We start from the raw sequence: 14301 nt of genomic DNA, 5'->3' as shown, positions 1-14301 counted from the left end.
GCGGGCCGGGATGTGTTGCCCGGCGATTCCGGTCCGGGGGAGGACCTCGGAGGCCAGGGCGAGCCGGCGCCGGGCTTCGACGATACCGATCCGCAACCGGGCCCGCAGGAACTGCGCGGCATCCCGGTAGCCATCGTCCGCCACCGCGGCGGCGTCTGCCGCAGCAACAGGGTCTCCGGAGGCAGCAGCCGACCGCGCAGCACTAGCGGATCCACCGGCAGCATCGGACCCAGCAGCCGTGGCCGTCGCGGGGTTTGGTCCTCCTGCTGCTGCCGGGACCGCAGGGTCTGTGGTTGCGGGGTCTGTGGTTGCGGGGTCGGTCCAGCCTGTCTGCCATCCTGTGCCCGCCGCTGATGAGGGCCGTGCCTGCTGGGCTTGCGTGCGGGTCCGCTCCACGGCCTGCGCCGCGATGACTTGCAGGTACTCCACAGTGCGGGAGATCTCCTCCACCCGCCCGGCGAACCGCGAGGCCTCGGCAAACCCGAAGCTCAGAGCACCGGCCACAGTGACGGAACGCAAAGATTCCAACGCCTGGGCGCTTTCAGCCAGCGCACCCTCAATTCCCTGGGAAACGCTACGCCCAGGGTAACCGCCGAGTCCCGAGGAAAGAGGGCCGACTTCAGGGGCTACTTCATCAGGCTCAGAGACCGGCAGTGGTTTCACGCCGCGAAGCAGCTCGACTTCACGGTCCACCTCGTCAACGGGGGCTAAAGGCGGTGGTTTCAGGCCGCGAAGCAGCTTGACTTCACAGTCCACTTCACCAGGCTCAGAGACCGGCAGTGGTTTCAGGCCGCGAAGCAGCCAAATGCCCCTTGGGTTCTCCGAATCGGTGACTGCCGCCGTCGGGCTTTCCCAGCCGCCTTGGCCGTGGGCAGACATGGTGTGGCTTCCGAGGGGAAGGCGCCGGGGGCGCGCTCCGGCGCCAGACAGTGCTGCCCGTCGCGCCAGAATGTCCCCAATGCTTCCCATGAATAAACCCTCTCACCAGGCTCAGACATTATTAGCTCCCTCCCATTTCGAACCAGGAAACGCGGGAAACAGCGGCTATTTGCTAGTGACTTGCTCCCGCAGAATGTCAGCGTGGCCGCAGTGTTGTGCGAGCTCGCGCAGCATGTGCAGATACACCCAGCGGAGGGGGAGCGGGCCGCGTCGATTTCCGAGCACGAGGTCGTCCAGCCCTAAATCCGAAGCAGCCAGCCGTGATGACTCGCACGCTTCGCGATGTGCCTGCTGAATGCTTGCGATGGTGTCGGTGTTCTCGAGAATAAACGACTCGTCAGGCGTGGCAGGGATGCCGATTTCGCTGCGAGACCGGCACGAGATGGCCTCGTCGAACCACACCTTTTCCACGAACGTGGCGTGCTTTAGTAACCCCAAAAGGGTTGTTCGCGAAGGGACCAACGAGCGCCGCGCTTGCTCCTCCGTTAGCCCGTCCAGCGACTCGTAAAGTGCACGCCGATGCTCATCAAGGAATGCATCGAACTGGGAACGGACGTCGTGGTTGATGACATCCTCAGCGAAAGTCGGCGGGAAGGTGCTCATCCGAAAACCACCGTCCCGTCGTCGTCGATTCTCCAACCCGGGTTGTGCGCGATCTCCCAGATGATGCCGTTCGGATCCTTGACGTGGCCGTGGAAAATGCCCCCAAAAGCGCTGGACTGGGCGGGCTTCAGCACGGTTGCGCCGGCAGCTACCAGTTTGTCGATGGTGCTGGACACCTCTGCCGCGCTATCGACATTATGCGAAAGCGTCACGCCGGTGACGCTGCCCGTTGGAACGTCGCTGTTGAGGTCTTGGTCGAACTTTTCAGCATCGAACAGGCCAAGCATCAAGCCCGGTCCGACCTGGAAGAAAATGATCTCACCTGGCACGTCCATGAGCGGATCCCAACCGAGCCCGTCCTTGTAGAACGAACGGGCTCGATCGAGATCCGCCGTGGCAAACGTGATGAAATGCAGTCGCTGGTCCATACGGACATGCTAGCGACAGGGTACGACGGCGGGACTTAGCTAAGGTGCTGACGGGCGCCGTTGAGGTGGGAAGCCGGGGCCGCGAAGAGAGCGGAGACGTGGTCGCCAAGCTCGTTGACGTGCGTGTAGCCCGGGAACTTGCGGTGCGGAGCCGCTGCCTTCATGGCGTCGTCCAGCAGGGCCTTGACCACGAACACTACTGCGGCCGATGTCTGTTCCTTGGGCTCAGTCTTGTGGCCGGACTGGGCTGCCTCGAAGCCGTCTGCGACACCCAGAACCCATGCTTCGGAAGCGGCCTTAATTGCGGCGTAGCTGGCGCCGGATGCTGTGGGCTTGGCTGCAGCGACAGCCGAGACAATGGCCAGCCGTCCACGCGGGGATGCTTCCAAGTCGGAGTAGAACGCACGCGAGGTATTCCGGAGCGTCGTCATGATGCTGGTGTGCAGGACGTCCCAGTCCTCGTCCCTCTGTCCGACGATTCCCTCACCGCCACGCCAACCACCGACGAGGTGGATAAGCCCATCCACCGATCCGAACTCGCTCCTGACGGAACCTGCCAGGGCTTCGACCGACTCCGGGTCCGAAAGGTTGCAGGTGTAGGGCACCACACCGTCGTGGGAAGCGGCGAGTGACTCGAGGCGGGCGACGTCCAGATCCACGGCGGCCACACGGGCTCCCGAGGCAACCAGCGAACCGACCACGGCCTGACCGGCGGCACTGGTGGAACCCGCAACGACGACGTTGAGCGGCTGAGTGGATGGGGCGCCGGATGCCACGTCGTTGTGGTCATTCGTGATTGGCATGTGTGTCCTTCCAAAGGGAAAAGCTGGTCAGAAGGAGCCTACCGAGTGATCCAGAGTGGCTTATCAATAAACAGGTTGAGCGTAAGAACCTCTCATGCTCACGCACTGCTGACTCGGCCTAAGCCCACGGACGAGGTGGGCTTGGAAGTGGGAGGATGAATCTGTGGAACCCCTCTTCGACTTCCTTGGCAGTTACTGGTGGCTCATTTTTCCTATCGGCGGGATGGCTGGCGGGTGGGCAAGGTCGTGGTCCAAAGCAAGCGAGGAGCGCCATCGCCGCAAGGTGGAGCTGTACAAGCTGAAGAACCAGCTTGCGGTGCACGAGCAGGCTAACCAGGCCGAGGTTGTCTCCTTGATGGCAACGCACGACGCCGTGAGCCATAAGTGGCTGGACTACGAGCTGGACGTTGGGAAGCTCATCGATTACCCGCTGATGACCGACGTCCGCGAACCCCTTACTGTCGCATTTCTCCGCGCCAAAAAGGAAGCCGATGGATTGCGGCCCGCCGCGCCACAGGACATAACGACGCCGGCCCGGCTGGCTGAGTATCGTGCCGCTGTCCACGGCTTCGAACTCGCTTTCGATGTGGCCGAACGCGAAGCCAGGCGCATCAAGGACAGCAACTTCACCGGCCCGGAGCGTCAAAGACTGGCAACGGCGAGGAAACTCCTGCGGATCGCAGAAGATTCCGCAGCTACCCCGGCAGAACGGCAGACGGCGTACAAGCGTGCGCGCAAGGAACTCGATGGCCTGATCGTCCTTCCGGAGGCGACCGTTGCCGCGCTGGAAGGCAGAATCGCTGGAATGCTCGGCGCCCGACAAGACCCTGACACCGACGCGCGGATCGCCTGAAGTTCAGCCACTTGAAGCTCACTCCTTTGACGCGCAAGCGCTGTGTCTTCCCGACCTTCTTTGAATCCAAGGCGGCCGTTGTGCAACCAAAATAGGGTGCAGAAGGGCTGAACTCGGTCCAAACAAGGTCAGGACCGCAAGGCGTTCAGCTCAATCCCCATGACTGTCCGAACGATCGAGCCCCCGAGGTCGTCTTCCACATGGGTCATCCCGATGTGTTCGGCCACCCGCCGGGAGGCGATGTTGTCGGGGTGGATGATGGCCACGAGACGGTCGACACGAGCCTCGTCCCGGGCAAAATCAACGCAGGCTTGGGCAGCTTCCTTGGCGTAGCCTCGCCCCTGGAGGTCCGATCGCACGTGGTAGCCGACTTCCAGCTCGCGGCGCCCATTCACTGTTTGCCAGGTAAGCCCGCAGTCGCCCACAAAACCGCCGTCGTGCGTTTCCAGAATCCACAACCCGTACCCGTGGCGGGCGTAATTGGCCTCGTTCCAAGCAATCCAAGCCGCAGCTTCTTCCCGTGACTTCGGAGCGGGGTAGTACGCCATGACCTGAGGATCGCCGAGCATGTGTGCCATAGCCTCAAGATCGGCAGGCGTCATCTCGCGGAACCGCAGTCTGACCGTGGAAAGTGGGGGCATCTCCACAGCCTACAGACCGCAATTAGGCCAATGACCGCACCTCCACCGGCGTCAGCATCTCCCGTTCAAACCCAACAACGCGCCGCGGCCCATGCAGGATCACCTCATGAGTTTGGACATCACAGGTACTGGACGTGGAGACATGCAGTTTCACCAAGCCAGGCGTCACCACACGGGCAAGGTCCAACCCAGTGAAGGATGTCCGGTCGGCGTGGACAACAAATTCCACGACGCCGGACGCGCCGGCTTCCAGCTCTACCCGGGCGTAACCGATGAGCTCGCGCACGGGACGAACAACCTCGCCCACCGGGTCCTCCAAGTACAGCTGCACTACCTCAGCGCCAGCGCGGGCACCGGTATTCGTCACCGTACAACTGATGGTGACCGCGCCCGACGTCGTCATCGCGGGAGCGCTGCACCGGTGGTCTGAGAGCTCGAAGCCCGTATAGGACAGACCGTGCCCGAAGCCGAACAGCGGGGACGGGTCCAGTGCGCTGACTTCGGTAGGGCCGGACAACCGCGAGTGAAGGTAGGTTCCTGGTTGTCCGCCGGGGGAGCGGGGCACAGAAACGGGAAGTCTTCCGGAGGGATTGACGACGCCGGTCAGCACGTCCCAGAGTGCCTCGCCGCCCTCTTCGCCCGGGAAGAAACCTTGCACGATCGCATCAGCGCGTTCCACGAAGTCGCCGAGTGCATAAGGCCGGCCGCTGAGTACCACCACCACGGAACGGGTCCCGGATTCGGCGCAGGCGCTGAGGACTCGGTCCAGCATGTGGTGCTGGTCCCCGGGAAGGCGGAGATCGGCGGCGTCGTTTCCTTCACCTGACGTGCCCCGGCCGAACAGTCCGGCGTTGTCCCCAACCACCACAATGCAGGTATCAACGGAGGCGGCGGCATCGCAGGCTGCGGAAATCTCAGCCTCAGTGGCTGACTCACAATTCCCTGTCTCGGAACTCACCACGGAGTGGAAGCGCGAGGAAGCGACACCAGCAACTGTAGGAACGGAAATGCCCATCGGCACGTCCGGGTGGGAAGCCCCCACGTGGGCGTCAAAGGAGTAGCAACCGAGCATGGCGAAGGGGTCCTCGGCCAACGGCCCAACAACGCCAATCGTCCCGGAACCGGAAAGGGGCAATGCAGGCGACCCGGCAAAGGCCCGGTTGCTCAGCAGCACCACCGACTGTGCCGCGAGCTCACGGGCCAACGCCCGGTCCTCGGCAGAATCCAGGTCAATTGGGCCGGAAAGGGCAGCCGGCACCGCCGAGAAGTCCGGCGACAAAAGACCAAGCTCGGCCTTCTGGGCAAGAACTCGTCGAAGCGCCGAGTCAACAACGGATTCGTCCACGGCGCCCTCGCGAACGCGTGCTGCCAGCGGCTCACCGAAGCAGTTGACCGTGGGAAGTTCAACGTCGACGCCGGCCCGGAGAGCCAACACGGCGGCGTCACCGGAATCGGCCGCTATACCGTGCGTGACGTCAAGGAACGCGACCCCAAAGTAGTCGGCCACCACCGTGCCGGCGAAACCCCACTCCTCACGAAGGAGCCCAGTGAGAAGGGCGCGGTTCGCGGCGGCAGGTACGCCGTCGACGTCGGTATATGCGTGCATCACAGAGCGTGCGCCGCCGTGGCGGATCGCCATTTCAAACGGCGGCAGCATGACGTCGGCGAGTTCGCGGGGGCCCATGGAGACGGGGGCGTGGTTGCGGCCGGCCTGGGACGCCGAGTAGCCCACGAAGTGCTTGAGGGTGGCGACAATGCCGGTGGATTCGAGCCCTTGGACATAGGCAGTCGCGACCGTTCCCACCAGGTAGGGGTCCTCACCGATGGTTTCCTCGACGCGGCCCCACCGGAAATCGCGGACGACGTCGAGCACGGGTGCCAGTCCCTGGTGGACGCCCAAACTTCGCATGGAAGAGCCAATCCTGACCGCCATTTCCCGGATCAAAGTTGGGTTGAACGTGGCACCCCACGCCAGTGGGACCGGGAAAGCCGTTGCCTTCCACGCCGCCAAACCGGCCAGGCATTCCTCATGCACCTGCGCAGGGATGCCGAATCGGGAGGCTGCCATGATCTGTTCCTGTGCGGCCGCAAGTCGCCGGGCGCCCTCGGATGGGTCCACTGGGACGGTACCGTACATGCGAGTGATCTGGCCAAGCCCGTGGGAGATGACCTCGTCCCAGGAACGCGTATCGCCCGCCATCTGGCTCTGCAGCGGTGCCACGGAATCGCCGTCGCTGGAAGCATTGACCCACACGCCTACCAGTTGGGCGAGCTTTTCTTCCAAGGTCATTTCGCGGATGAGGTGTTCCACCACGTCCTGGGCGGGGACGCGGGCAAGTGCTTGCTGTTCAGCGGCGCCGCTGCTCACAGGCTTCTCCTTGGGTTGATTGGCGATTTTTAGAAACTATCAGAAACTTATGATTAGTTTCTAGGGATGAAATGTGTTGATTTACGAGCAGATTCTTCATAGCGTTGACGCAGCAGGGTGCAAAGAACGCCAGTTTGCACCGCTAAAGATCAGAAACTTTCGGACATCATCCAAGCCAGAACCTGTTGGAGAAACCTCATATGCAGACGTACAAAGTGGCAATCGTGGGAACGGGCGGGATCGCGGCTGTGCACGCGTCCAACCTGGCCCGCACCGAGAACAGGGCAGAGCTGGTGGCTGCATGCGACGTCGACGACGCGCGGCTGCAGGCCTTTGCTGATGAACACGGAATCGCCGGGCGATACCAAAGCCTCACCGAGTTGCTCGCCGAAGCCAAACCGGACATCGTGCACCTTTGCACTCCGCCAATGATGCACATCGATCAAGCCATCGAGTGCCTCGAAGCGGGAGTGCATGTCCTGTCCGAGAAGCCGCCAGCGCTCAGCCTCGCGGACTTCGACCGCCTCAACGACGCCGAAGCCCAAGGCGGCGCCCAGTTCTCCTGCGTGTTCCAGCACCGCTTTGGCGATGCCTCGGCCGCAGCACGTACCTTGATCGGCGGAAGCGACTTCGGACGTCCGCTCGTTGCCCGCTGCGATACCCTCTGGTACCGGCCGGATGAGTATTTCGAGCTGCCATGGCGGGGCACCTGGAAGGCGGAAGGCGGCGGTCCAACCATGGGCCACGGCATCCACCAGTTCGACCTCCTCCTGCACCTGCTCGGCCCGTGGGAAGAAGTCACGGCTATCGCATCCCGCCAGGCCCGGGCAACCTCCACCGAGGACCTCTCAGCTGCCTTGGTTCGCTTCGAAAATGGCGCCGCCGCCACTGTCATCAACTCCCTGCTCTCGCCCCGCGAAACCTCGGATATCCGCGTTGACTGCGAGTTCGCCACCATCGAGCTCAGCCACCTGTACGGCTACAGCACCAAGGACTGGACCATCACTGCGGCACCTGGCCATGAGGACCAAGTGACGGCCGCTTGGACTGCCGAACCTTTGGAGCGGGGCAGCGGCCACTCGGCACAATTCCTGGCGATGTATGACGCGCTCGACGCCGGACTCCCGCTCCCAGCCGGAGCCGACTCAGCGAGGCAAACACTTGAGTTCGCTGCCGCAATTTACGCCTCCGCGTTCACCGGAAAGCCGGTGCGGCGCGGGGAGATCGTCCCCGGCCACCCTTTTTATGCAGGCATGGATGGAGAGGGTCGCGGGACCCGCGTCCTTGCTTCCACTGCCCGCTCCTGAAACCCGCCGACTCAACGGAGAATCCATGATGACCTCAGCCCAAACAGCCCTGACCACCACCCTCAGCTATTCCGACGACGGCCGTTCCCTGACTTTTACAGTCGGCGGCCAGGACATTGCGAGCTATACGTACCGTCCAACTGACGATCAGTACGAAAGCCCCCGCCCCTTCTTCCACCCACTCACCACCTTGGAGGGCGACGAAGTCACCATCTCCCGTCCGTGGGACCACGTCTGGCACAAGGGACTCTCTTGGGCGTTGCCCAATGTGGGCGAGCACAACTTCTGGGGTGGGGCGACCTACACCCGCGAGACCGGCTACGCGAATCTGGAAAACAACGGGGCCATGAACCACGAAGCCTTCAGTTATATCGAGGAATCTGCCTCAACTATCACCGCCGCTGAGGCCCTGCTCTGGACTTCACAGCCAATAGAGCCTGATCAACAGGGTTTGCCCCTCATCCGGGAGCAGCGCCGTTTTGCCATCCAACTGCTGCCATCCGGAAATGCGTGGGCACTCCTTTTCGAAACCGAGATGAGCAACGTCTCCGGTGCCGAGATCGGTATCGGAAGCCCCACCACGGAAGGCCGGGATAACGCAGGGTACGGCGGTCTGTTCTGGCGCGGTCCGAGATCCTTCACCGGTGGCGAGTTCCGCTCTGAAGCCGGCACCGGGGCCGACGAGTTCATGGGAACGCGATCACCATGGATCGCGTTCACCGGGCAGCACGACGTCACCTGCCGGAAGTCGACCATCATGTTCGTGGAGGACCAAGCCAACGTGGGTGCGTCCAATCAATGGTTTGCCCGCTCGTCCATGTTCGCCTGCCTGGGTTCGGCGCCGTTCTTCAGCGAAGTAGTCCCGCTAAAGGTGGGAGAACCGCTCAAGTACAGGTACGCCGTCGTGATTTCCGATGGCGATATCGACGCAGACTCAGCCAGTGCGCTCGCCGGCGCGGCGCGGGACGCCTTGGATGGTTGGGCATAGTGTGCACTTCATTCCCGGGCGCGACTGCCGTGTCTGAAGTCAGCATCTACAACTGGCCGAGCCCGGACGGTGCGGCCGGCGGGTCCCCTCACATGCACACGGCCTCGACTGAGGCTTACATAGTCCTGCAGGGAACCGGCCGGCTGGAGACGCTGGACTCCCGTGGCTTCACTACTACTGACTTGGCGCCAGGCACAGTTGTTTGGTTCACTCCTGGGACTGTCCACCGCGCGATCAACGATTCCGGGGACCTCAAGGTGATGATCGTTATGCAGAATGCCGGTCTTCCCGAGAACGGCGATGCCGTGATGACCTTCCCGCCGGAGCACTTAGTGGACGCCGACGTGTACTCCCGCGCTGCGTTGCTTCCGTCCAAGGACGCCGACGGCGGTGACGCGGCTGCCGAGGCCGTTGCGCGTCGTCGTCGGGACCTGGCTTTGGAGGGATATCTGGAGTTGAAGGATGCTGTCATCAAATCCGGCGTTTCGGCGCTGGAGGAGTTTCATGCCGCCGCTGTCCGCTTGGTGAGTGGCAGGGCCGGAACGTGGCGGGGCTACTTGGCCGAAGGAGCCGCACGGCAGGCTGAGCTTACCCAGAGCAATTTGGACTCTCTCGAATCGATGGAAAGTTTCTACTTGCAAGACTCGAGGACTACGATAGGCGAACGGAAAACCCGGAGGATTTACGGCATGTGTGGCCGAATCCAAGCGTGGGAACTTTCCGAAACTATTGCTGCCGGGAGGTGATCCCGGGCCGAAAGGGGTGCGTTCCATGGTGACCAAGCAGGACTCTGGGCGGGCGACGATCAGCGAGATCGCCCGGGAAGCCGGAGTGTCCGTGCCCACGGTCTCCAAGGTCCTGAACGGTCACGCCCATGTCGCAGCCGCTACACGCGCCAGGGTGGAAGAAATCATCGCCAAGCGAGACTACGCCCGTCGCCCGGCCAAACGAAGCAAGAAGGCTGGCCTTGTTGACCTCGTGTTCCCCGGCTTGGCCTCGGAATGGGCGTGCGAAATCATTGAGGGCGTTGAGCGTGTGGCCCAGGAAGCCGGATATGGCACGGTGGTCAGCAGCCTGTCTCTGGACGGATCGCGGATTCGGCCGTGGCTGGCGAACCTCGCCGAGCGGAAGTCCGACGGCGTGCTGCTGGCGGTTTACGAACTGGACGCGAAGCAGATCCAGCGCATCAAGGCGCTCGGAATCCCTGTGATCCTGATCGATCCCGTAGGCCAGCCGGGCCCGGACCTCATGACTGTTGGTGCTGCGAACTGGGATGGCGCCTTCTCCGCAACTGAGCACCTCTTGAAACTCGGTCATAAGCGTATTGGCATGATCGGCGGCCGCGAGGACCTTCAGTGCAGCGGAGCCCGCGAGGACGGCTATCTGGCTGCTCTGCGCCGGGCCGGTGTTGACGCGGATTCCTCGTTGATGGTCCCCGGTGATTTCTCCACGGAATCCGGCGCGCGGGGCACTGAGGCTCTCCTGGCCCTGGATAACCGGCCCACTGCCATCTTCGCGGGCAATGACGCCCAAGCCCTCGGTGCATACCGTGCCGCTCGTTCTGCCGGGCTGCGCATTCCCGAAGATCTCTCCATCATCGGCTTCGATGACATTCCGGCCGCTGAATGGATCGAACCCGGCCTCACGACGGTCCGCCAGCCCGTGGTCCAGATGGCTGAGACGGCAATGCGCGCGCTGCTTCGGCATCTTGAAGGCGACGAGGAGTTGCCGCAGCGGATCGAGCTCGGAACGGAGCTTGTGGTGCGGGGTTCGACGGCGGCCCCACGTCCCTAAGAGTGCGCTGGGAGCTTAGCCCCGACCCATGCTCGTCGACGGGTCCTGGTCACCTTCGGAGGGGTCTGCCCGCAGTTCGTCCGGAGTACCATCCGGCAGACCTGCTGGTCCGGGGACGTCGCCCGTGGAGGCGGGAACGTCGTCGTCGGTTTCCATGCCTTGGCCAGTAGCGGCGTCGAATCCTGGCTCGTTCTGCCGTTCGCCGGCTTCGCTGGCAGCTGTATTGTGACGTGGGGTTGTCTGAGCGGCCTTGTCAGGCGATTCGGAGTCCATCGCGTTCGAACCTTCGCTGATGGAAGAGTGGACCTGGATGTCGTCGTCCTTCGCGCCGGGCTCGGGCACGTGTTGGTCGTCCACGGGATCGGAGGTGCCAGCCAGGTCTTCCATCGCGTTTTCGGCGGCTTTACGGATGCTGTCTTCAACGCCCATCAGATGTCTCCTTCGCACGAATCGTCCGGTGGCCGGACTCGGATAATAAAGTAAGCCTACTTACTTTCTGTCCAATGTGACACCCTGCCCGGATTGACAAAGTGGGTCCGGTTGGGTTGATGTATCTGCACGTCAACGCATGTCATGCCGCACTTTGTACCGTTGATCGTTGGACGATATGGTGTCTTCAGACCGTTTTGCAGAGGGCGGCGATATTCGCTCCTTTGCTGTCTGCTGGGGACGCTTTTCAGTCAGTAGGAACGTGCCACATGGTAAACCCCCGCCCCGAGCAGGAAGCTCTCCAGAATGGATATTTTCTGGATCTTGTCCTGGGTAGCGAAGATGTCGAGGCTTTTCTCGGCGATCTCGCTTCTTTCTCGGCAGAGAGCCTCTCACACCGCAAGTCGCCCGTGTATTGCGGCATCACAGTCCTTCGGCGCAAGAAGTCAGCGACGGCCGCCAGCAGCGATGACCGTGCCCGCGTCATGGACGAACTCCAAAACACCTTTGAAGGACCATGTCTTACGGCCATGGACAAGTTGACCTCCGTGTTGGTCCCGGACCTTCTTCGCGAACACCGGTGGCCGGAATATGTCCAGGTCGCCTCCCATCAGGGGCTTCGGTCCATCCTGAGCGTGCCGCTGTTGGTGGAAGGGGATACCCGCGCTGCCCTGAACCTCTACTCAGAGCGGACCCACGCATTCAGTGACGATGACGTGGAACGTGCCGAGGTATTCGCATCGCACGCTTCCAAGTCGCTACGGCTCGCGCTGAAGATCGCGCAGCTCAGCGATGCGCGGAACGATCTTGCCGCTGCGATGCAATCGCGCACAGTGATCGACCTGGCAGTTGGCGCGATCATGGCGCAGAACCACTGCAGTCAGGAGGAAGCGTTCACCATCCTGCGGACTGCCTCCAGCAACCGGAACATCAAGCTGCGGCATTTGGCCCAGTCGATCATCGCCGCCGTGTCCTCGGGGAAGGTTACGACGCACTTCGAGGAGTAGGGCGGGGAGACTACGAGGTGGGGCGGTGCCTCACCCCACCCGTGTCCAGGGATGGGCTGTACTGGTTGCCTTGCATGGGACGCAGTCACCGGACACGTGTTTCAAAACGAGTGTCTTCTCTTTGACGGCCCACTCATAGACCTCCTGAGCAGGCTTATCTTTCGCAATTGTCATTCGGTTCCCCTCATTGGACCACGTGTCTTCAACATGCGGCTCCACGGGTGCCGGGCACTCTGGCAGGGCTTTCTGATCAATGGTGAACTTGCCATCTTCCTTGAATTCCCAGCTGAACGTACCCGTGTTTTCACAGAGGAATTCCTGCTTAAAGTCGGGCACAACCTTCAGGACATCTTCCTTTGTGACTGTGGAAGTCCATGTCCCGACCAATGCTTGTTTTGGATCGGGCGCGGTTGCCGGCGCACAAGATACAAGCAGGATGGTGGGCAGAATCGCGAGCGGAGTCAACAATTTCAAAAGACGATGTGCATACATGGCCTATGTCTCCTCAGGTGCGTCATTCGCACCCCCGATTTGTCTGGAGCCCAGTCAGACGCAGATCTTCTTGGAACGAACGCTACTCCCGACGATTCTCTGGCACCAGAGCTCACATGGACGTAAGTGTCGCCGCCCAGGTGGCTGCCCTCAGGCGGACTTTCCGTCCGCCCCGCGAACGCGTTTCGTAACCCGAAGCAACTATGGAGCAGACTTGGGTGGGTGACGACGAATAGACCCCGACCCGGCCTCGCGATTGCTGCGCTGAGCCTCGGGACGGCGCTGAACCCGCTGAACTCGTCCATGATCGCGGTCGCGTTGGTAGTCCTGCGGGAGGATTTCGCGCTCGACGTCGCCACCGTTACCTGGGTGATCACGTCGTTCTACCTCGCTTCCGCGGCCGGACAGCCGCTCATGGGCAGGCTCGCGGACCGCTTCGGCCCCCGCCGCTTGTTCACTTTCGGCATGGCCTTGGTCGCGGTCACCTGCGCCATCGCACCGTTCCTTCCGAGCTTCGCTTTGGTGTGTGTGGCCCGCGCGCTGATGGCTGTAGGAACCGCGACCGCATATCCCTCAGCCGTCGTGATGGTCACCCAATTGAGCAAGCTTGCCAACTTGCCGTCGACCCGGCCGCTCGGCAGGATCCAAATGGCAAACACATCAGCCGCTGCCGTGGGCCCGGTGGTCGGCGGATTGTTGGTGAGCCTGGTCGGCTGGCAGGCCTTGTTCGCGATCAACGTGCCAATCGCGCTGGTTGCACTCATTGTGGTCCACAAGGCCGCGCCGGCCGACTCCGGTCGCGAAACGGGCAAGCTGTCGGCGCTGATCCGCGACTCCGACATCCCCGGCATCCTCGCATTCGTCACCTCGCTTATGCTCGCGATGATGGCGCTGCTCAACGTGATGCCCGCCTACCGATGGTGGCTCCTGGGTGCTGCGACAGTGATTGGCGCGCTTTTCGCGTGGCGCGAGCTGCGCTTCCGGCCTCCGTTCCTGGATCTCCGCCTGCTGGGCAGGAACCGGCCGCTGCTGCTGGTGTATTTGCTTTTCATCGTTTTCAGCGGCGTCTACTACTTTGCCTTCTTCGGACTGCCGCAGTTGCTGCAGGAGGCAGGTCATTACGACGCCGGTGTGGTGGGCCTGCTAATGCTGCCCCTTGCGGCGTTGTCGGTTGTGGTGACGCCACTGACGGTGCGGCTGATGGAGCGGTTCGGCGTGCGTTCTGTCTTGATCACCGGTGTGCTGATTCTGACCGTTGCGGCAACGGGTCTTGGCGCGCTCACGTTGTCTCTATGGGCGCCCTTGGTGTTCGTGCTGACCGCAATGATGGGCATTCCCTACGGGATGGTGAGCACGGCCTCGAACCAGGGGCTCTACGTTTCTGCACGCCCTGAAGAACGAGGAGTAGCGGCCGGAATTTTCCAGACCTGCCGCTACCTCGGCGCGATTACTGCAACCGTGCTGATTGGCGTTCTGTATGGCTCGGGCGTGAACCAAGCCAACTGGGGACTCATGGTGCTGGTGATGCTGGGCCTGAACGTCCTGGTGTTGGTGCTCGCCGTGATGTGGCGGAAGCCCACGGCGGACACACGGTGAAGGCCGACATCTAAAATCCTGACTTCCGCGACACGTTCCGGCATCCACTCCTA

At 62.4% G+C, this 14301-nt stretch carries 14 protein-coding genes and 1 pseudogene; 7 read left to right on the top strand and 8 right to left on the bottom strand.

Going from position 1 to position 14301, the window contains the following annotated elements; genetic code table 11:
* From ABIE18_RS06565 to ABIE18_RS06550, 4 genes and pseudogenes are all read right to left on the bottom strand, one after another.
* Positions 1 to 969, bottom strand: a pseudogene (locus ABIE18_RS06565) (hypothetical protein); the annotation flags it as partial.
* A 75-nt stretch (positions 970 to 1044) separates the two neighbouring features.
* Positions 1045 to 1542, bottom strand: coding sequence for a DinB family protein (locus tag ABIE18_RS06560; RefSeq protein WP_499721862.1), 498 nt, complete (start codon positions 1540 to 1542; stop codon positions 1045 to 1047).
* Complete coding sequence (locus tag ABIE18_RS06555; protein WP_499721861.1) at positions 1539 to 1970, bottom strand: VOC family protein; 432 nt, start codon at positions 1968 to 1970, stop codon at positions 1539 to 1541. Before ABIE18_RS06555 ends, ABIE18_RS06560 begins: the two co-directional genes overlap by 4 nt.
* 35 nt (positions 1971 to 2005) lie before the next feature.
* On the bottom strand, positions 2006 to 2773 hold the full coding sequence (locus ABIE18_RS06550) for an SDR family oxidoreductase (RefSeq protein ID WP_499721860.1): 768 nt from the start codon (positions 2771 to 2773) through the stop codon (positions 2006 to 2008).
* A gap of 163 nt (positions 2774 to 2936) precedes the next feature.
* Between ABIE18_RS06550 and ABIE18_RS06545 the strand changes: the two genes are divergently transcribed.
* Positions 2937 to 3626: a hypothetical protein gene (locus ABIE18_RS06545; RefSeq protein ID WP_499721859.1), complete on the top strand. Its 690-nt coding sequence runs from the start codon at positions 2937 to 2939 to the stop codon at positions 3624 to 3626.
* 128 nt (positions 3627 to 3754) lie between these two features.
* Here the strand turns inward: ABIE18_RS06545 and ABIE18_RS06540 are convergent, their stop codons facing one another.
* Complete coding sequence (locus ABIE18_RS06540; RefSeq protein ID WP_499721857.1) at positions 3755 to 4267, bottom strand: GNAT family N-acetyltransferase; 513 nt, start codon at positions 4265 to 4267, stop codon at positions 3755 to 3757.
* Positions 4268 to 4289: 22 nt separating this feature from the next.
* Positions 4290 to 6635 carry a beta-xylosidase/alpha-l-arabinosidase gene (locus tag ABIE18_RS06535; protein ID WP_499721856.1) on the bottom strand — a complete coding sequence of 782 codons (2346 nt, stop codon included), beginning with the start codon at positions 6633 to 6635 and terminating at the stop codon, positions 4290 to 4292.
* Positions 6636 to 6835: 200 nt separating this feature from the next.
* Between ABIE18_RS06535 and ABIE18_RS06530 the strand changes: the two genes are divergently transcribed.
* Genes ABIE18_RS06530 through ABIE18_RS06515 form a run of 4 tightly spaced genes read left to right on the top strand, consistent with a single transcriptional unit; the run spans position 6836 to position 10724 of the window.
* Entirely contained in the window at positions 6836 to 7942 is a 1107-nt protein-coding gene (locus ABIE18_RS06530) for a Gfo/Idh/MocA family protein (RefSeq protein ID WP_499721855.1), read from the top strand.
* A gap of 25 nt (positions 7943 to 7967) precedes the next feature.
* Positions 7968 to 8930: a DUF6807 domain-containing protein gene (locus ABIE18_RS06525; RefSeq protein WP_499721854.1), complete on the top strand. Its 963-nt coding sequence runs from the start codon at positions 7968 to 7970 to the stop codon at positions 8928 to 8930.
* A gap of 29 nt (positions 8931 to 8959) precedes the next feature.
* On the top strand, positions 8960 to 9676 hold the full coding sequence (locus ABIE18_RS06520; protein ID WP_499721853.1) for a cupin domain-containing protein: 717 nt from the start codon (positions 8960 to 8962) through the stop codon (positions 9674 to 9676).
* A 25-nt stretch (positions 9677 to 9701) separates the two neighbouring features.
* A complete protein-coding gene (locus ABIE18_RS06515) occupies positions 9702 to 10724 on the top strand; it encodes a LacI family DNA-binding transcriptional regulator (RefSeq protein WP_499721852.1) in 1023 nt (340 codons plus the stop codon).
* 15 nt (positions 10725 to 10739) lie between these two features.
* On the opposite strand, the gene ABIE18_RS06510 is transcribed toward ABIE18_RS06515, so the two are convergent.
* Positions 10740 to 11153: a hypothetical protein gene (locus ABIE18_RS06510; RefSeq protein ID WP_499721851.1), complete on the bottom strand. Its 414-nt coding sequence runs from the start codon at positions 11151 to 11153 to the stop codon at positions 10740 to 10742.
* Positions 11154 to 11422: 269 nt separating this feature from the next.
* Between ABIE18_RS06510 and ABIE18_RS06505 the strand changes: the two genes are divergently transcribed.
* Positions 11423 to 12160 (top strand): GAF and ANTAR domain-containing protein, encoded by a 738-nt coding sequence (locus ABIE18_RS06505; RefSeq protein ID WP_499721849.1) that lies wholly within the window; start codon positions 11423 to 11425, stop codon positions 12158 to 12160.
* Positions 12161 to 12190: 30 nt separating this feature from the next.
* Here the strand turns inward: ABIE18_RS06505 and ABIE18_RS06500 are convergent, their stop codons facing one another.
* Positions 12191 to 12652: a hypothetical protein gene (locus ABIE18_RS06500; protein ID WP_499721848.1), complete on the bottom strand. Its 462-nt coding sequence runs from the start codon at positions 12650 to 12652 to the stop codon at positions 12191 to 12193.
* A gap of 222 nt (positions 12653 to 12874) precedes the next feature.
* Here ABIE18_RS06500 and ABIE18_RS06495 point away from each other — a divergent pair, with 222 nt between their 5' ends.
* On the top strand, positions 12875 to 14248 hold the full coding sequence (locus ABIE18_RS06495; RefSeq protein WP_499721846.1) for an MFS transporter: 1374 nt from the start codon (positions 12875 to 12877) through the stop codon (positions 14246 to 14248).
* Positions 14249 to 14301 lie beyond the last annotated feature (53 nt).

The sequence above is a fragment of the Arthrobacter sp. 2762 genome (genome assembly GCF_040548745.1).
Classification (GTDB): Bacteria; Actinomycetota; Actinomycetes; order Actinomycetales; family Micrococcaceae; genus Arthrobacter.
Note: the sequence above shows the minus strand (reverse complement) of the source record. Positions and strands in the feature narration are given on the sequence as shown.

What these genes read in the sequence shown, in the direction of transcription:
- ABIE18_RS06560 (WP_499721862.1), bottom strand. Translation starts at nt 1,542, where the DNA reads ATGAGCACCTTCCCGCCGACTTTCGCTGAGGATGTCATCAACCACGAC.
- ABIE18_RS06555 (WP_499721861.1), bottom strand. Translation starts at nt 1,970, where the DNA reads ATGGACCAGCGACTGCATTTCATCACGTTTGCCACGGCGGATCTCGAT.
- ABIE18_RS06550 (WP_499721860.1), bottom strand. Translation starts at nt 2,773, where the DNA reads ATGCCAATCACGAATGACCACAACGACGTGGCATCCGGCGCCCCATCC.
- ABIE18_RS06540 (WP_499721857.1), bottom strand. Translation starts at nt 4,267, where the DNA reads ATGCCCCCACTTTCCACGGTCAGACTGCGGTTCCGCGAGATGACGCCT.
- ABIE18_RS06530 (WP_499721855.1), top strand. Translation starts at nt 6,836, where the DNA reads ATGCAGACGTACAAAGTGGCAATCGTGGGAACGGGCGGGATCGCGGCT.
- ABIE18_RS06525 (WP_499721854.1), top strand. Translation starts at nt 7,968, where the DNA reads ATGATGACCTCAGCCCAAACAGCCCTGACCACCACCCTCAGCTATTCC.
- ABIE18_RS06515 (WP_499721852.1), top strand. Translation starts at nt 9,702, where the DNA reads ATGGTGACCAAGCAGGACTCTGGGCGGGCGACGATCAGCGAGATCGCC.
- ABIE18_RS06510 (WP_499721851.1), bottom strand. Translation starts at nt 11,153, where the DNA reads ATGGGCGTTGAAGACAGCATCCGTAAAGCCGCCGAAAACGCGATGGAA.
- ABIE18_RS06505 (WP_499721849.1), top strand. Translation starts at nt 11,423, where the DNA reads ATGGTAAACCCCCGCCCCGAGCAGGAAGCTCTCCAGAATGGATATTTT.
- ABIE18_RS06500 (WP_499721848.1), bottom strand. Translation starts at nt 12,652, where the DNA reads ATGTATGCACATCGTCTTTTGAAATTGTTGACTCCGCTCGCGATTCTG.